General features: G+C 39.0%; 16 protein-coding genes. 8 read left to right on the forward strand and 8 right to left on the reverse strand.

Annotation, left to right across the window (positions count from 1 at the left end; all coding sequences use genetic code 11):
- Positions 1 to 9: 9 nt before the first annotated feature.
- The 3 genes from CH361_RS07725 to CH361_RS07740 form a co-directional block, all read right to left on the reverse strand.
- Entirely contained in the window at positions 10 to 3171 is a 3162-nt protein-coding gene (locus CH361_RS07725) for an efflux RND transporter permease subunit (RefSeq protein WP_100790252.1), read from the reverse strand.
- 231 nt (positions 3172 to 3402) lie between these two features.
- The gene (locus CH361_RS07735; RefSeq protein ID WP_100790254.1) at positions 3403 to 6120 is read right to left on the reverse strand and encodes a PAS domain S-box protein; all 2718 of its coding nucleotides are present in this window, start codon (positions 6118 to 6120) and stop codon (positions 3403 to 3405) included.
- A 22-nt stretch (positions 6121 to 6142) separates the two neighbouring features.
- Complete coding sequence (locus tag CH361_RS07740) at positions 6143 to 6709, reverse strand: Tll0287-like domain-containing protein (RefSeq protein ID WP_100790255.1); 567 nt, start codon at positions 6707 to 6709, stop codon at positions 6143 to 6145.
- A 116-nt stretch (positions 6710 to 6825) separates the two neighbouring features.
- On the opposite strand from CH361_RS07740, the gene argC reads away from it, so the two are divergent.
- Together argC and CH361_RS07750 are read left to right on the forward strand one after the other, a co-directional pair.
- Positions 6826 to 7848 carry an N-acetyl-gamma-glutamyl-phosphate reductase gene (argC, locus tag CH361_RS07745; RefSeq protein ID WP_100790510.1) on the forward strand — a complete coding sequence of 341 codons (1023 nt, stop codon included), beginning with the start codon at positions 6826 to 6828 and terminating at the stop codon, positions 7846 to 7848.
- Positions 7835 to 8440: a phosphorylase gene (locus CH361_RS07750; RefSeq protein WP_100790256.1), complete on the forward strand. Its 606-nt coding sequence runs from the start codon at positions 7835 to 7837 to the stop codon at positions 8438 to 8440. Before argC ends, CH361_RS07750 begins: the two co-directional genes overlap by 14 nt.
- A gap of 54 nt (positions 8441 to 8494) precedes the next feature.
- Here CH361_RS07750 and CH361_RS07755 read toward each other — a convergent pair whose 3' ends face one another.
- The gene (locus CH361_RS07755; RefSeq protein WP_100790257.1) at positions 8495 to 9103 is read right to left on the reverse strand and encodes a glutathione S-transferase family protein; all 609 of its coding nucleotides are present in this window, start codon (positions 9101 to 9103) and stop codon (positions 8495 to 8497) included.
- Between the two features lie 50 nt (positions 9104 to 9153).
- A complete protein-coding gene (locus CH361_RS07760; RefSeq protein WP_100790258.1) occupies positions 9154 to 10314 on the reverse strand; it encodes a deoxyguanosinetriphosphate triphosphohydrolase in 1161 nt (386 codons plus the stop codon).
- Between the two features lie 49 nt (positions 10315 to 10363).
- Here CH361_RS07760 and CH361_RS07765 point away from each other — a divergent pair, with 49 nt between their 5' ends.
- The 6 genes from CH361_RS07765 to CH361_RS07790 all read left to right on the forward strand — a co-directional run bounded on the left by CH361_RS07765 (position 10364) and on the right by CH361_RS07790 (position 15579).
- Complete coding sequence (locus tag CH361_RS07765) at positions 10364 to 10984, forward strand: DedA family protein (RefSeq protein ID WP_100790259.1); 621 nt, start codon at positions 10364 to 10366, stop codon at positions 10982 to 10984.
- Positions 10981 to 11460, forward strand: coding sequence for an LIC11661 family lipoprotein (locus CH361_RS07770; protein WP_100790260.1), 480 nt, complete (start codon positions 10981 to 10983; stop codon positions 11458 to 11460). Before CH361_RS07765 ends, CH361_RS07770 begins: the two co-directional genes overlap by 4 nt.
- A 170-nt stretch (positions 11461 to 11630) precedes the next feature.
- Positions 11631 to 12533 (forward strand): TRAP transporter TatT component family protein, encoded by a 903-nt coding sequence (locus CH361_RS07775; RefSeq protein ID WP_100790261.1) that lies wholly within the window; start codon positions 11631 to 11633, stop codon positions 12531 to 12533.
- Positions 12534 to 12553: 20 nt separating this feature from the next.
- Complete coding sequence (gene dctP / locus CH361_RS07780) at positions 12554 to 13561, forward strand: TRAP transporter substrate-binding protein DctP (protein ID WP_100790262.1); 1008 nt, start codon at positions 12554 to 12556, stop codon at positions 13559 to 13561.
- 21 nt (positions 13562 to 13582) lie between these two features.
- Positions 13583 to 14278: a TRAP transporter small permease gene (locus tag CH361_RS07785; protein ID WP_100790263.1), complete on the forward strand. Its 696-nt coding sequence runs from the start codon at positions 13583 to 13585 to the stop codon at positions 14276 to 14278.
- Positions 14278 to 15579: a TRAP transporter large permease gene (locus tag CH361_RS07790; RefSeq protein WP_100790264.1), complete on the forward strand. Its 1302-nt coding sequence runs from the start codon at positions 14278 to 14280 to the stop codon at positions 15577 to 15579. Before CH361_RS07785 ends, CH361_RS07790 begins: the two co-directional genes overlap by 1 nt.
- A 116-nt stretch (positions 15580 to 15695) precedes the next feature.
- On the opposite strand, the gene CH361_RS07795 is transcribed toward CH361_RS07790, so the two are convergent.
- From CH361_RS07795 to fliS, 3 genes are read right to left on the reverse strand one after another with little or no spacing between them, the layout of a single operon-like run.
- Positions 15696 to 16226 carry a J domain-containing protein gene (locus CH361_RS07795; RefSeq protein ID WP_100790265.1) on the reverse strand — a complete coding sequence of 177 codons (531 nt, stop codon included), beginning with the start codon at positions 16224 to 16226 and terminating at the stop codon, positions 15696 to 15698.
- A complete protein-coding gene (locus CH361_RS07800; protein ID WP_100790266.1) occupies positions 16205 to 16618 on the reverse strand; it encodes a flagellar protein FlgN in 414 nt (137 codons plus the stop codon). Before CH361_RS07800 ends, CH361_RS07795 begins: the two co-directional genes overlap by 22 nt.
- Before the next feature lie 12 nt (positions 16619 to 16630).
- Positions 16631 to 17077, reverse strand: coding sequence for a flagellar export chaperone FliS (gene fliS / locus CH361_RS07805; RefSeq protein WP_100790267.1), 447 nt, complete (start codon positions 17075 to 17077; stop codon positions 16631 to 16633).
- Positions 17078 to 17115 lie beyond the last annotated feature (38 nt).

Genomic DNA, 17115 nt, shown 5'->3' on the forward strand with positions numbered 1-17115 from the left:
TCTAAGAAACTAACGGCTTCCAAAAATTCTTGAGAAAGAAATTTTCGAAAAGATATGTTTAAAGTCTTCTTTGATCCGGTATAACACGGGAACAAAAACCAAAGTTACCCCTGTAGCAAAGAACAAACCCCAACCAAAAGCAAGAGAAAGCGGTTGCACAAATGGATCAAGTGTTGGTATTCCATAAGCACTTGGCACAAGACCAATCACAGTACTAATTGTAGTCAAAAAGATAGGACGCAAACGAATCGCACCACCATTGATGATCGCATCTTCTATCGACATTCCTTGCATTCGTAATTCTTCAATAAAAGTGATCAAAATCAAAGTATTGGCAACGATCGATCCACTGAGAGCTACGATGGCAAGTGTGCTCATAAAACTCAGTGGCATTCCATGAGTCATAAGTGCAAAAAGTACACCTACGATTCCAAAAGGAATGGAACCTATGATCACTGTTGTGGTTCCCACAGAATTGAAATATACAATAAAGATTCCAAAAATCACAGCCACTGCAAGCAACATAGAAATCCCTAAGTCACGAAAAGACTTACCTGCATCTTCTTGTTCTCCCCCAAAAATGACTGAATAATTATCTTTTGCATATTTATCCACGTTGACTATATTTTTTAACTGACGATTCACATACAAAGATGTGATTTTATCCGTATCAACAGATGCCTCTAAGCGCACCACTCGTTGTAAGTCTTGACGGTTGATCATGGAATAATCGCGGTCTTTGCCAAAATAGGCAACTTGGTTTAATGGAATGAGTCTTCGGTTTCTGTTCTCGACTTTCACCAGATTCAGACTCGCCATAGAATGCCTTTCCTTTTCAGGAAAACGAACGAGGATATTGATTTTGTCTTCACCTTTACTGATTGTAGAAGCAACCTCACCATTAAATGCAGTACGCACAGATCGTGCTATGTCTCTGGCACTTACATCGGTTCTACCCGCAATTTCATCTTTTACAAAAAAACGATATTCTTCTTTTCCTAATTCTAAGTCGATGCGGATGTCAGAAACTCCATCCATCTTTTTTAGTTCTTTGATGTATAAGTCTGCAATTTCTTGGATGACATCAAAGTCAGCTCCTCGGATTTCCAAACTCACCGGTTTCCCAACAGGTGGTCCTTTGATCTTTGCATTTACATCATAAATCATTTCTTTGGGAAAAATACCCGATACTTTATTTTCCTCAATGTATTCGCGAATTTTCTTTACAAGTGCCCTTGCATCTTCCCATTCTTTTCTATCAGCCGCAGTCACCAGCTTCATTGTTAGGTGAGATCTATGAACTTCTAAACCGGGTTTTGGATCCGTAATGGGATTTTCATGAATTCCAATTCGACTTCTTAGGTGGACAAAATCTTGACCAGCCATCTTGGTCACTACTGGCTCCATTTTCTCAATGAGGTTTAGATTTTTTTCCAGAGTGGTCCCGATAGGCATCCAAATTTTAATTTCGATATCTTCTTCACTTCCCGATGGGAACATCACGAAAGGCAAAAATCTTCCCGCAAGAAATAAGGTGAAAAAGAAAATAAAAGTAAAAATAGATAAAACAAATACCCTATGTTTTAGAGCAAAAGTCATAGTTCTTTTGTATCCAGAAATCACATAACCAAATGCACCTTCTTTTTCCTCAATGGATTCATCTTTCTTTGTCTTACTTTGTAATTTTTTTGGTAAAAATTTATTTAACCAGTTTGGTAAAAATACCAGAGCAAACAAAAGGGAACTAGCTAGAGTGACTAGAACCACTGCTGGAATTCCTAAAATAAACTTTCCAATCACCCCACTCATAAACAAAAGAGGGAAAAATGCAGCAGAAATGACAAGAAAGGATACAAGAAGCGGAACGAGTACATCTTTAAAAGTTTGTAAGATGGCATCTCTTCTCTCTACTCCTTCCTGCATCAATCGGTATGTGTTTTCTGCCACAACGATTGAGTTATCTACCATCATACCAAGAACCATTACCATTCCAAAGATAGTAATGGTATTGATGGTAAATCCAAATTGTTTTAGGAAAATAAAAGCGATAAGAAAGATAAAAATGATCGCAACGCTAATCATAATACTTAATCTCATACCCAAAATAAAGATTAGAGATAGTAAAACTAGAACAAGACCCGTTTCAAAATTTAAGATCAAATCACCTAGTTGGCGACGAACGTCCCTACTTTTATCATCATAAATTTTTGTTTCTACCTCAGGAAAATTTCCCTCAACCGAAGACACTAAGGTTTTCACAGTATCTGCAGTGGTGATGATATCGGCTTGGTCTGTTTTCCAAACTCGTAAAATAATACTATTTTTACCGTTTAACTTTTCATAGGTCTTTTCTTCTTCAAACCCATCCACAACCTTTGCAATGTCTTTGAGAACTGTAGCAAAACCAAATTCGTTTCCAAGCATTGGAACAGAAAGCATATCCTTAGCTTCTTCAAAGTCTCCTCTTGTTCGAAGGAGGTATTCCGTTCCGTTTACTTTTAATCTACCTGAAGGTATATTGATATTTCGAGAACCTAGTGCATTCAAAACTGTGTTTAAACCAACTTCCTTAGCGTTTAAGGCTTGAGGACTAACCTCCACAAGGAACTCCCGATTCCGATATCCAATTTTTTCTATTTCCGCAATTTCTTTAATTTGAAAAAAACGATCTTCAAAATCTTTGGCTGCATCACGTAACTTCCGATAGTCGGAAATTGAATCATTTGATTCTTCCTTTAAGGAAAGAGCAAGACTAATCACTTCTTGTTTTTCTGTTGTGATTTCACGTACCTTTGGTTTTTGTGCGTTATCAGGAAGACGAACGGAATCTACGGCATCCTTAACATCATCCAATACTTTCTTTGTATTCTTAGTCCCTTCTACGATGAAGATCATGATGACACTGACATTTTCTAAGTTATAACTTCGAATTTTATCAATCTTTGCGACTGCTCTTAATTTTTTTTCGATGGGAATGGCAACCAGTCGTTCAATTTCTTCAGGGGTGGCACCCGGTAACGGAGCTTCAACGACAATTTTATCGAGGGCCACATTCGGGAAGGCTTCCCGGTGCATGGAAACCAAACGGGAAAATCCAATCAAAACGAGAAGGACTAAAATGAACTGAACGATAAGGGTTTTATCGGTGATGAATTTTGCAATGTTTTGCATTCGTGAATTCCCAAAAATTAGAATCTAAAACAAAAAAGTTGACTAACTGGTCAGTTTTTAATCCTGCATGGGAAAAACAACAGATTTTGAGGGAGGAAAGAGGAAAACGAAGAGATATAAAACTAACAAAGCCCTGCCTGAAAGTTTCTTATAAAAACAAACTCGGGGATTCCGAAGGAGAATAGCCTATAATTTTGGACAATTAGTCCAATCGCCAGCTCGAAGAGTAGATTAAAACTCCAACCACTTAAAAAGTGCCTGTTTTAAGTTTTCCTTTTGGACTGGTTTACTGATATAATCATCCATTCCGGCTTCAAAACATTTTTCTTTTTCTCCCGCAATGATCCCAGCGGTCACTGCGATGATGGGTAGTTTCTCTCCGTTGCCAAGTTTTCTAATTGCCTTTGTGGCATCATAGCCATTCATTACAGGCATTTGGATGTCCATTAGGATGAGCGAAGGTAACTCTTCTTGAAACACCTGGATCGCCTCTTCCCCATTTTGAGCTTCCAATATCTTTGCTTCTGGTAGGATTCGTTTGATAAAATTTTTCATCAGCCCTAAATTGACTGAGTTATCTTCCACAATTAAAATCTTAAATGCTTCCCCAGACTTGGAACGATTCTTCAACGCAACTTCTGACACTTTCGATTCAGATTCCAATGGTTTGAGCCCAGGATCAAATTCAGGAATTCTCAAGTGGATATCAAAATAGAATTCACTACCTTCGTTTAATTTACTTTTTAATTGTAAGTGGGACTTCATCAGAGTCAGGAGTTGTTTACAAATGGCAAGACCGAGTCCAGTTCCACCGAACTTTCTCGTAGTGGAAAAATCTTCCTGAGTGAAAGAATCAAAAATCTTTTCCTGGCTTTCTTTTGCGATTCCAATCCCAGTATCTTTTATAGAAATTCTTAGATTCACTTTATTTATCTCTAAAGAATCTAAACGTGTTACTTGACACTCTACAGAACCAGATTCAGTGAATTTAATCGCATTTCCAATTAAGTTCAATATAACTTGCCGCAATCGATTGGAATCAAACATCAGTAAAGAAGGAATACTTTCATCGATATGAAAATGAATGTCTAAACCCTTGATTATGGCTTGGATATTCATAATTTTAATCGCCTCCAAAACCATTTTTTTTAGATCGTTTGATTCTTCTGCTAATTGTAATTTTCCGGCTTCTGCTTTGGAAAAATCTAAAATATCATTTACAATATTAAGAAGTGCATGTGCAGATTGTTTCACAATTTGAGCATATTCACTGTAAGAAGAATTTTCTAGTGTTTCCGCAAGTAGATCGGAATAACCGATGATTCCATTTAGTGGGGTTCTAATTTCATGACTCATATTGGCCAAAAATTCTGATTTCGCACTGTATGCTTTTTCCGCGAATTCTTTGGCGACTTTTAATTCTAATTTTGTTTCATAAGCTTCTGTGATGTCACGGGTAAACATAAGTATTCCGCCGATTCCACCACCTAACTGCTTCCACGGACGAATTTCCCACTGTAAAACTTGATCCTTTTCCCAACCTGGTGGTCGCCACACATCCTCATCTCTTTTTAAAACTTCACCGCGTAAACCACGAGAATGAATATCTTTCCATTCCTGGCCAATATTGGGAAAAATTTCATAATGGCTTTTTCCGAGGATTTCTTCTTTAGATAGATGAATCCGATAGTCTTCAATCCATCGTTGGCTAAGCGCTACATAACGCATTTCTTGGTCTAACATAGCAACCGCGGCCGGTGCATGTTCCACAAAAGACCATAAAATGGCAGTTTGTGCGGCAAGCGCCATCTCCCATTTTTTTCGTTCATTGATGTCCTGGATGATTCCGTAGATCTTTACAATTTTTCCATCCTCATATTCCGCACGTCCGATAGTCCGAACCCAAGTTTGGTTCCCCTTGGCAGTCACCATTTCTAATTCTAAATCGTATTCTTTCCCTTCTTCCAAAAGAAGGGTTACCGCATCCGAAATTTTCTTCCGACTTTCTTCAACTTGATAAAACTGAATCCCACCTTCTACACTGGGAATAAAATCATCTCCAACTTCGTGAATTCTTTTCGTAACATTTGTCCAACTGGCTTTATTAGTTTTGATATCCAAATCCCAACCACCGATTTTTGCAAGGCCTGCCACTTGGTCGAGGAGTCGAGATAGATTTTGTAATTCCATCTCTGCTTGTAAAGACTCAGAGATATCTAAAATTTGGGATAGATAATAAACAGGATTCCCTAAATGGTCTCGAATGATGGACTTGTTTAACACCGCCCAAATCATACTGCCATCTTTTGAAGTATAACGTTTTTTAATTTGAAAACTCTGGATGTTACCCCTATTTAGTTTTTCTAAAAAAGAAAGTTCTAACTTTAAATCTTCTGGATGAGTGATCTCGGAAATGGATTTAGTTTTTAACTCCTCCGCAGAATATCCCAACCATTGACAAAAAATTGGATTGGCTTCAATCACTTCCCCATGTGGATTTTCAATTTCCATTCCAATGCTGGAACTAAGAAAAGAGGAAGAAAATAAATCTCTAGCTAATTCAGTAGATTGTAATACATAAGGACTTGTATTTTTTTGTAACCCCACACTGGAGTCGAGGACAATGATTACATAACTTTTTCCAGATTCATTAAAATCTTTTAAGTACATACGAAATGGAAATCCGGCACTATTACTTGGATCAAAACAAATACGGCCAAAAGTCGACCCCTTCTTACCTAGTGCAGATTCTAAAGGATCCCCTGATTGAGTAAGAATACATTCGGCCGGAAAAGATTGATCCTCCGTCATTCCCATCGATTTGGACGCGACAGGACTTGGATACACGATACCGATTGCGGTATCCCATACTAGAAAACCATGAAGGCCATTTTCCAATACCAACTCACATAACTCTCGATTGCCTGCGATCAATGTAATTGGATTCATCACTATCACTTGCCCAAAGGCTTTATTTCGGAAACTTTACCGAAAAGAGTCCTCTCAGTTCCCCAACTTTATAACCAATGGCTTTATCATTGGGATATTCTTGGTTTAGAATTTGTTTTGTCTCTTTCTGAATCTCATTGGAGTTTCCATGGCATTGGAGGCAAAAACCCATAACAGGAATTGGAATGTAAAAGGTCACAGAATCATCCGACGTTCGGGTTTGGTGTGGAAATACACCTTCATTTGTTTTTAATTTTTCTATTTCTAAAAAAATCTTCTCTTCTTCTGGGGAAAGAGAATTCGAGATATTTCGAGGTTTACTTGTGATCCGGCGAAGTTCGACTTTATGTTTCTGACCGAGCTGGTTTGTAAACCCAACAGCATTCAATTTACAAAACGGTATGGCCTGTTTGGTTCCTCCCTCTGCCATTGCTGCTGTCAGTTTTTTTACTAAATTTGATTTGGCTTCATTCGTAATGGAAATGGCAATTTCTTCATAGTTAGGTTTCTCTTTTTGGCATTGCCAGAGAGGGATCAAAACTAGGAGCCCAAAAACAAGTTTCAGAACAGAGAAAAGTAATCTTATCATACAAACTCAAATTCTTATCGATGGTTTTCATTCTGCAACTGGTAAAATCAAACCAACTCCCGAAAGACCCATTTGACACTACGGACTCATCCCAAAATCTTGACTTGGTTCCTATTATGAAACAAACAAAATTGGCAATCATTGGTGCTGGTGGTCTTACCGGTAAAGAACTCACAAAACTCATTGCCCACCACCCAGGTTTTGAGTTAGTGCACGTCACATCCAACCAAGTCGATGGAAAACATATCCGTGAGGTTTTTCCTGATTTGAGTCATTTGCCAGATTTAAAGTTTCACAAACATGATGCTCCTGTCCCTAAGGATGCCGGAATTGTCCTTGCCACTCCGAATGAAGCCTCACTCGAAAAAGCCCCGGAATTTTTAAAAGAAGGTCGCAAGGTCATAGACCTTTCCGGAACCTTCAGGCTCCACAACCAAACTAAATTTGAAAAGGCATACCAATTTTCCCATACTGAGTTTGGACTCATGGACCAAGTGGTTTTTGGTTTGCCGGAACTCTTCCGAGAGAAATTAAAAAATGCCAACTTCGTTTCGAATCCTGGCTGTTATGCGACCTCTGCCATTCTCCCTATCGCCCTACTTGGAAATTTGAGAAAAGAAATCCAAGGTCCAGTCATTGTCGATGCAAAATCAGGTGTCAGCGGTGCCGGGGGAAGAACGGAAGAAATCAAATTTGCTTATACAAATGTATATGAAAACTTTAGAGCGTATAAAATCCTCACCCACCAACATGAACCAGAAATGGAAGAGTATGGATTTGTAGGAACAGAGGAAAAAGAAATTCTTTTCACACCGCACCTACTTCCGATTTATCGAGGAATCCTTGCGACCATTTATATTTCTTTTCCAAAAGGAATTGATCCCAAACAAGTAGAAGAAAAATTTCAAGTGGCAGCATCAAAAGAACCTTTTGTTAGATTGTATTCCTCTCCTGAAGAAGTAGAAATCAGAAAAATACAAAATACAAACTTTTTGGATCTGGGATTTCGAATCAAAGGAAACACTCTCGTCATTGTATCCGCACTTGATAACCTTATGAAAGGAGCGGCAGGACAGGCCTTACAGAATTTAAATTTAATGTATGGGTATCCTGAAACGGAAGGACTTGTTACCCTTTAACATTAACCAAACACTAGTTACCGGGGCATTCGAAGGCGAAGTTGGACTCCTTCGGGCTTCGGGAAAATTTCCTCATCTCCAAGTGATGGGGATTGGGAATTTGGAGGCAGCGGTCAATTTATCTGATTATCTCTTTCGAAATAAAGAGATCAGACATATTGTTTTTTTTGGATCTTGTGGGGCTTACGAGTGGAGTGGGATTCCAACAAAATCCTTCGTTTCACCAAACATTATTTATACGAAAGAACTGGGCCATGTTTTAAAATTATCTAAACAAATTCCCGAATCCCCAGAGTTTTATCAATTGGTTCCGGACAAAACCTTTCGAACCGTTCAAGGTAACGCCCCCACTACCATCACTTTAAAAGAATTAAATTCACCTCCCGAACCTTCCTGGAAAGATTTAGAAGTAGAAAACCTAGAACTTTTTGGAATCAGCAAAATTGTTTCCAGATTTTCAATCACTGCCACTGCCTATTTAGCAGTGACCAACCAAGTAGGCCCAGAAGGATCAAAGGATTGGGCCGAGAATTGGAAAGAACTCTCCCATTCATTACAAAATCAATTTTTGGAAAAAATGCGTTCCATTTAAAAAAGTAAAAACTCTTTCCAAACTTGATGGAAAAGCAACTTAACCCAAACCAACCTAAGTCTCCAAAATTCTAGCGACACTTGGTTCGGACAACACACGTTTCCTCCAATTTTCTATTGAAACAGGTATCTTTATTTCCAACATTTGAATGTCTTGAATAAAAGGTGCATAAAGAACTTCTAAAATACCAAACCTGTTTTCATGTAAATATTCATTGGATTCCAAAATCTTTTCTAAAATATCGAAATGACGTCCAATGCGTTTGCCAGAATCTTTCATTCGGTTCTGATCCCATTTCTCTTCTGGAACAAATTTCTTCGTAAAATAAATGACACTTCCCGGAAAACAAAACTCGGATTCACAACGTTGGATGGCTTGGTTTAAAAGGGCTCTAGATTGGATCTCTTTCGAAAAAAAAGGAGATTCAAAGGAATGTTTTTCTTCCAGATAACGAATGATTGCCTGTGATTCAGCAAGTAAAAAGTCACCATCCTTTAATACAGGAACCTTTCCATAAGGATTGATTTGTAAAAACGGTCTCTTTCTATTTTCCAATTTTTCCAAAGCGACGGTAACAGTTTCATAAGGAAGGTTTCGATACCCCAAATAGATATGAACACGTTTACTGTAAGGGGAACGAGAATTGGAATACAATTGATACATTCAAATTTCTCCAAAATTTTTATCATCTAAAGCCATATTGTTTTTTTCTATTAATAAGGAAACCAGAGGATTCCTTCGCGTTTTAACTTTTCAATCGCATAACGGTCTGTCATCCCTGCAATATAATCACAAATCACACGCATACGACCGTCTTCTTCTTCTCTTTTCCTGTAAGACTCTGGAATGGATTCGGGATGGGATTCAAAATGTTTAAAAAGTAAAAATATAGTTTCTTTTCCCCTTTCACTCATCCGAGACACTTCTGGGTGACGATAGAGTTTTCCAAATAAAAAAGATTTTAATTCTCTAAATTCATTTTGAAATTCTTCTGAGAACTGAACTAATTTATTTTGTTTCTGAAAACTTAAAGCGAGATCCTCTCTAGTTTTGATGGAAAATTTTTTTAGGACTTCGTCGATACTATCGATCAAATCAGAAACCATCAAATTCAACACAACTCGACCGACAGATCGTGAAACCGAATCAATATCCGATGAATTGATATTGGGAAGAGCATCTTCAATTCGTTTCCAAACTTTTAATTCTTTAACGTCAGAAAGTTTAAGAAGTCCACTTTCCAATCCATCTTCTAAATCATGAGCGCTATAAGTGATTTCATCAGAACTATCCACTACCATTGCTTCCAGAGAGGGACCTTGGTCTCGGCGTACATCCAAAAGTTCAGACCTTTCATAATCACCTCCATGTTTCATGATTCCGAGTAAAGTTTCCCCACAAAGATTGAGTCCGGGAAATTCTGGATAACGTCTTTCTAGTTTTTGTACCACACGTAATGATTGTTTGTTGTGTTCAAAACCGCCCTTTCCTCGCATTAATTCAGAAAGGGCTTCTTGACCTGCATGACCAAAAGGAGAATGACCCAAATCGTGAGCCAGAGCAATGGTTTCACTTAAGTCTTCATTCAGACCCAGTACTTTCGAGATCGTTTTAGAAATCCCCGCTACTTCTAAGGTATGAGTGAGACGATTGCGAAAATGGTCCCCTTCCGAATAGACAAACACTTGGGTTTTATAGTCTAATCTTTTGAAAGCATGAGAATGAATGATACGATCTCTATCCCTTTGGAAAGGGAGTCTGTATGGATGCTCAGGTTCTCCATACTCACGTTCCCCTGGATTTCTACTCTTTACAGCATAAGGAGCAAGGTTTTTTTCTTCATCGGCAAGGAGCTCGTTTCTCCCTTTCTTCATAAATCTCTTTCCTTTTTGAACGAAACCATAAAATCAGTATAAATCCCTCATGGACTTTCTACAAACTCTAGTTTCCATTTTTATGCAATACGGTTATTTTGCCGTTTTTGGAATTCTGATCCTTTGCGGATTTGGTCTTCCGGTTCCTGAAGACATTTCTCTCACCGCTGGTGGAGTGATTGCAGGCCTTGGTTATGCCAATGTGCATGTTATGTTTTTTGTCGGAATGGCCGGAGTATTACTGGGCGATAGTTTTGTTTTTTGGTTGGGGAGTTATTACGGCGAAAAAGCTCTCACCCTACCTATCCTAAGGACAGTCCTCCATCCAGAACGATTTGATAAAGTTCGGGAACAATTCAAAAAATACGGACGCTGGGTGGTCTTTTTTGGGCGTTTTATGCCTGGACTCAGAATGCCCGTGTTCTTTACAGCAGGCACATCCAAACAGATTAGTTTTATTCGTTTTGTTTTGACCGATGGGTTTGCAGCTCTCATCTCTGTGCCTATTTGGGTTTATTTGGGTTATTATGGGGCCCATAATTTTGACCAACTGATGGGTTGGGTGCGAAATGGCCAAACCATCATCCTGACACTCGTAGCAATTGCGGTGGTAGTAGCTGTATTTTTCTGGTGGCGGAGGAAACAAAAGGAGCCAAGAGGAGAAAAATGAACATCGCTCTGTTTTTGCCCCGGCTTCTTCTTGCCGGATTTGTTATTTTTAGTTTTGGTTGTACAAATTACTCCACGACCGCCTCAGTCCAGGCTCCTCCTACCTTAATTTCCATCACAAACAACGGAAATTCCAATTTTACCCTCAAAGTGAGGGCTCAAAACCCGGAATTTATCTTCCAAGGTTACCGTCTTTATTCGGGAGCCACAGAAACCCTGGCCCAAAATCCGCCTGACCTGAATGCCGGGGACGCTTGTCTGCTCGCCCAAGCCACCATTGTCCAACCCATCGAATATACCTTCGAAATCGATCCTTCAACCAATGCCAACACAGCCGGGGTATCCTGTCGGATCTTTTCCACCCTGACCCCAGGAACGTACATTGCCATGCGAACCCTAGGACTTTCGGTCAACCTTCAAAATAGCTCCAGTTCCTTTAAGGTTTCGATCCCCTCTAACGCTCTTATTGTCCCTTAAAATAAAACTTTCTTGCATTTAAGTCAAATGCGTGTATTTTTTTCCGGAATCATGGGAAAACTTTGCGTTCTTTTTTAGAATTACTCTAAAAGAGGGCAAAGTACTAAAGCATGAGGACACAAATAAAAAAGAACACTATGTTCTATCAATCTTTTGGAGGATGATACAAAATGTACCAAACAAAACATTGGTCAAAAATCGCAATGGCAGGTCTCGTACTCGTTTCTGTTGTTGCTTGCGGAAAATCTAGACAAACCAAAATCTCTGACTCAACCGTAGAAAGAGCAACGGCACCAGCAAAACTTCCTGCTGACGTTGAAAAACTCTGGAAAAACAGACATAACGAACAAGACCTTAGACTTGCCCTTGTTGGTTTAGAAAAGTTCGCGGCAGAGAACCCTCAGTACTCTGACGTAAAAGTTTTACTTTGCCGAGGAAACTATCTTTTAAGTGACGGACATCTTTGGTTAAAACTTACAGGTGATGCCGATGCAGACGAAAAAGTAAAAGAAGAATCCATCCAATTTTACGATGCTGCTGTGACCTGGTGTGAAGCCGCTCTAGCATTAAATGCAAAATTTAGAGACAAAGTAGTCAAAGAAAAACTAGCGATTGAAAAATCTTTAGATGTTCTTGGCCCACAAGACATTGATGCACTCTACTGGAGATATGCATCTCTTGCAAAATGGTCTCGTTTAGTAGGATTTACTACATTACTCGCAAACCGTTCTAATTTTTCTGCCATGATCAATCGAGCGAAAGAAATCGAAAAATCAATGGGTAAAGAGTATTTCTACTCTGCAACACTCCGATACGATGCAGCAAGTAACGCTCTTTCTCCAACAGGAGACAAAAAACTAGCAGCAAAACTTTTTGAAGAAGCAATTGCAAAACACCCGAACTATTTTGCCGTACGTGTATTGTATGCAGAAAGTAGCCTCAAAGGGAACGAAGACAAATTTAAAAAACAATTAGATTATGTAATCAAAGGTAAAGCGGCTTCTCTTCCTGAAATCGAAGCAGATCAAATCGTAGAACAACGTAAAGCTAAGAAATTACTAGACGAACTATAGGCATTAACTAGGAGAACTAGATGTTTTTAAGACAATTAAAGTATTTAGTTTGTGTAAGTGTAGCCCTCACAATCAGTGGGGGTTTATTTGCTCAAACAACCGTTAAGTTGGCAACAGTAGCACCGGAAGGATCTCCGTGGGCGAACGAACTTGCCAAAATCAAAAAGAAAATTGAATCAGAATCACAAGGTCAAATTAAGTTTAAAATTTATCCTGGTGGACAAATGGGTGGAGAAAACGAAATCCTCCAACAAGTCATCCGTGGAAAACTGCAAGGTGCTGGTCTAACTGCCGGAGCTCTTGCAAACACTGTCAAAGAACTAAACGTACTTGAAATTCCTTATCTATTCAGTTCTTATGCGCAAGCAGACTGCGTTTTAGATGATCATTTACAAGAAGACTTCCGTAAACTTTTTGAAGCAAAAGGTCTAATCTTTGTTACTTGGGCAGAAAATGGTTATCGTTCCATTGGAACTAAATCTGCTCCTGTAAAAACTCCAGAAGACTTAAAAGGTGTTAAAATCAGAATCCAAGAATCTCCAGTTCACATTGCTTATTGGAAACAACTAGGTGTGAGTGGAATTCCAATTGCGATTCCAGAAGTTTTACCATCTCTTCAAACTGGTGTGGTAGAAGGATTTGATAACACTCCTCTTTTCACACTTGCAGCAGAATGGCAAACAGCGATCAAATACTTCACTTTGACTCGCCATATTTACCAACCCGCAGCCATCCTTTACTCTAAAAAGTTTTGGGACACTCTTAACGACGAACAAAAGAAAACTCTAATGGGTGATGGAAACAAACTCGCTCCAGGTGCAAGACAAGCAGTTCGTTCGATTGAAAAGAATATGATCGCAACTCTTAAAAAAGCAGATGTGGTAGTTTATGAACCTTCAAGTGCTGATTTAGCAGGGTTTAAGTCTGCTGCCAATGCAGTTTCCGGCCAAGTGGTGGGTAAAATCGGAGGTCAGTCTAAACAGATCTACGATAAAATCCAAAAAGCCAAAGCAGCTTGCGGCGGATAAGTTAAGGAAGGATATAGATACATGAAATTCGTCGAACGAATTCTAAATACTTTAAGTTTCGGCGAGAAATGGGCGGGAGGGATTTGTTTCCTTCTGCTCACTCTTCTCATGATTGCTGACGTTTCGAAACGAGAAGTAATCGACACCGTATTCAATTGGATTATGGAAATTACAGAAGCCTATCCCAAAACCAGTCTTGCTGGTGCCGTTGGGGATTGGAGTGTTTACATAGCTGAATCCATTCACGGAGGAACCTCCGGATTTTTAGAATGGCTCGGTCTTGGTGGAATCATTTGGGCACAAAAACTTTCCCTTTATTTTATGTTATGGGGAGGATTATTTGGTTCCGCACTTGCGAGTGCTAAAGGTTCCCACTTACGTCCCGAAATTGCAGACAAATTATTACCAAAAAAATTGTTACCTTATGTGAAAGTTGCAGAACAGTGGGTAATTTCTTTTTTCTTTTTATTCCTAGCATACCTATCAGTCATTTATGTTCTAGAAAGTATCAGTTTAGATGAAGTGAATCCTGTAACAGAAATTCACTTATGGAAAGTACAAGTTATTTTTCCTTACATCTTTATCTCTATGGGTTTTAGACATTTGTGTTATGGAATTTTTCCGGCACTCATTCCTTCCGATATCAATGAAGCAACAGAAGCATTGGAACTTGCGGAAGCAGAACTTTCTGAATCAAACTCAAGGGGGAATCACTAATGGGTTCTTGGGGAATACTCCTACTCTTACTTGCTTTAATTTTACTCAGACAACCTTTGATTGTACTTATGGGTGCGATCACAGTGTACTGTTATTATTTTTTACCGGACCCTCCGTTAGAGTCATTCCAAGAACTGAATAGTATCATTGGAGATTTGTTTTTTGCCGGTGATAAAGAAATCCTACTCGCGATTCCACTATTTATCATCGCTGGAAACTTGATGACCCATGGAAGTATCGCAAGACGACTCATTCGGATTGCCCAAGCCATGACAGCTCCCATTCCTGCGGGACTTGCCATTGCAGGGGTATTTTCTTGTGGAATCTTTGCTGCTATCTCTGGATCTTCACCTGTCACTCTGATTGCGATTGGTGGACTCATGTATCCTTCCTTAACTAAGGCCGGATACCCTACTCAATTTTCAATGGGACTTCTTGCCTCAGGAGGAACTCTTGGGATCATCATCCCTCCGAGTATTCCAATGATTGTGTATGCGATTATGGTTGGTGTCTCTGTAACCGATCTTTTCATTGCGGGAATAGGACCTGGAATTTTACTAATGACCCTACTCATGATCTACTCCGTGTTACGTGCCGGAAATGTAGGTCGTGGGAAATGGGACTGGGCAGAAATTCGTACCGCATGGAAGGAAGGTATTCTTGCCCTTCTGATGCCAGTGGTGATTCTGGGCGGAATTTATTCTGGATTCTTTACTGCTACTGAATCGGCTGCGATTGCAGTTTTTTATGCCATCATTGTGGAAGTATTCATCCATAAAGAACTTAGTTTCCCTAAGATTCCAAAGATTATGGCGGAAAGTGCGGAGATGCTTGGAATTCTGTTCCTGATTCTAATCTTGGCAGTCAGTTTGAACAAGTTCATGATCGAAAACGAAATTCCTCAGAATTTAGTTGCGACTATGTCTGGACAGATTTCGAGCCCAGTTACTTTCCTCATTGGAGTGAACATACTTTTACTCATCGTGGGAATGTTTATGGATATCATGAGTGCGATCCTAGTTCTTGCACCACTCCTTGCTCCTATGGCCATCAATTACGGTATCAATCCAGTTCATTTCGGAATCATTATGATTGTGAATTTGGAAATTGGATATTTGACTCCGCCAGTGGGTGTGAATCTATTTGTGGCCTCAGGTATCTTCAAACAGCCGTTAGGAAAGGTGATCCAATCAGTGGCTCCGATCGTGGGATTATTCCTCATTGGTCTTATCCTTATCAGTTGGATTCCTGAAATCTCTCTTGGTTTAGTGGGCGGAGAAGCAGCAGCTCCCACTCCATAAGGACCAAAGTGTTTTAGGATTTTGTTTTACAAGTGGTCTAAAAATTTCAGATCATTTGTAAATGAAGAGCACTTACGAAAGAACGCTGGAGAGTTTTCTCCGGCGTTTTTTTTACTCTATTTACTCCACCACACTCGTAGACGTTCTAAAGAATCTTTAGCGTCCTTGGCCCAAAGGCTATTTGTATGATTTTTGACAATTTCAGCATAAACAGAAATTACGGGTTCTAAATCCTTTCTGAGTTGGACAAGTTCCTTATTTAAGTTTTCAGAAAGTTCGATAGGATGAAGGTTTCTTTTTTCATAATAACGTAAAATGGCTTCCGTTTCTTTTTCCTTTGCCAATTTGTATTCATGAAAAACTGGATCTTTCGATGGTTTCGTGATGTTTGGACTTTCTGAAAAATCAAATCCATCGACCCCTTCCCGAAAACTAGTATCCTCTTCTGGATGAATGAGAAGGTAATCTTTTAAAGATTCGTAATGTTTGTTTAACTCCAAGAACATTACATCACTTGTAAATTCTCCCGAATCTGGATGGTATTTTTTCGCTAACTTATGATAAGCTTCCTTAAGTTCTGACTCAAGGAAACCTGGTGAGAGACCTAAAAAATGGAGGGAATCATTTAACAGTAATTTTTTGTCCATGAGAGGCCAGAAGACTGCATCAAATGTGATTTTAATCTACGTTTGATACTGAATTCCCAATATTCTTTTTTACTCTCATTCATTTCAAAAACAAGTAATTCTTGAACTTTGTTTTGGAGGTTTCTTGCTTCATCCAACCTTTCAAATACAGTTTCTGAAATACCAATCTCGTCTGCTGTATAAACTTCCTTTTCTTGTCTTTCCCAAAGTTCTCGATCCACCTCTTCCAATTTGCGGACAAGGATTTCGTTTTTGAATTCTAACTTCACTGCTGAATCTGCATCGCGATAAGAAAGTAACTCTTCTTCTCTTTTTAGATGAGTAATCAGGGAATCTAATAATTGAATTTTCTTTTCTAAAAGTTGTTTAGTAGAGTGTTTGCTGGAAATCATAAATAAACAAAATTACCCTGTGATTGAAATTCCAGTCGGTCTTACCCCTGGTGCCGTATTTGGATTCGGAGTGTCTTTTTTTTCTAACTCTTCCCAGGAGATTTTTAACTCAATGAGGATTTTAATACATTCTTCAATGATTGCTTTGTCCTTTCTCATATTGGCTTCTAACAATCTTTTTTTCAAGTAAACGTATAATGACAGGAGATTATTTGCGACTTCTTTCCCTTCTTCCATATTGAGCGAAAGCAAGAGTTCTGTAATGATATCTTGAGTTTTGATGATATTATTGTTCACAACATCATACTTCCTAGGAGTCATATTGTCTTTGGCCACACCAAGGAATCGGATGGCCCCGTCAAAGAGCATCACAATCAATTTGATTTGGCTAACGGTAGATATCTCATTGGCTTTGTATTCATTGTAAGCAGAGGCACCAGTTTTTCTCGCAAGCGACATTTTTTTCTCCTGAGTATTCCCATCGACCAAAAAGGATA

The organism is Leptospira brenneri, from assembly GCF_002812125.1.
GTDB classification, from domain to species: domain Bacteria; phylum Spirochaetota; class Leptospiria; order Leptospirales; family Leptospiraceae; genus Leptospira_A; species Leptospira_A brenneri.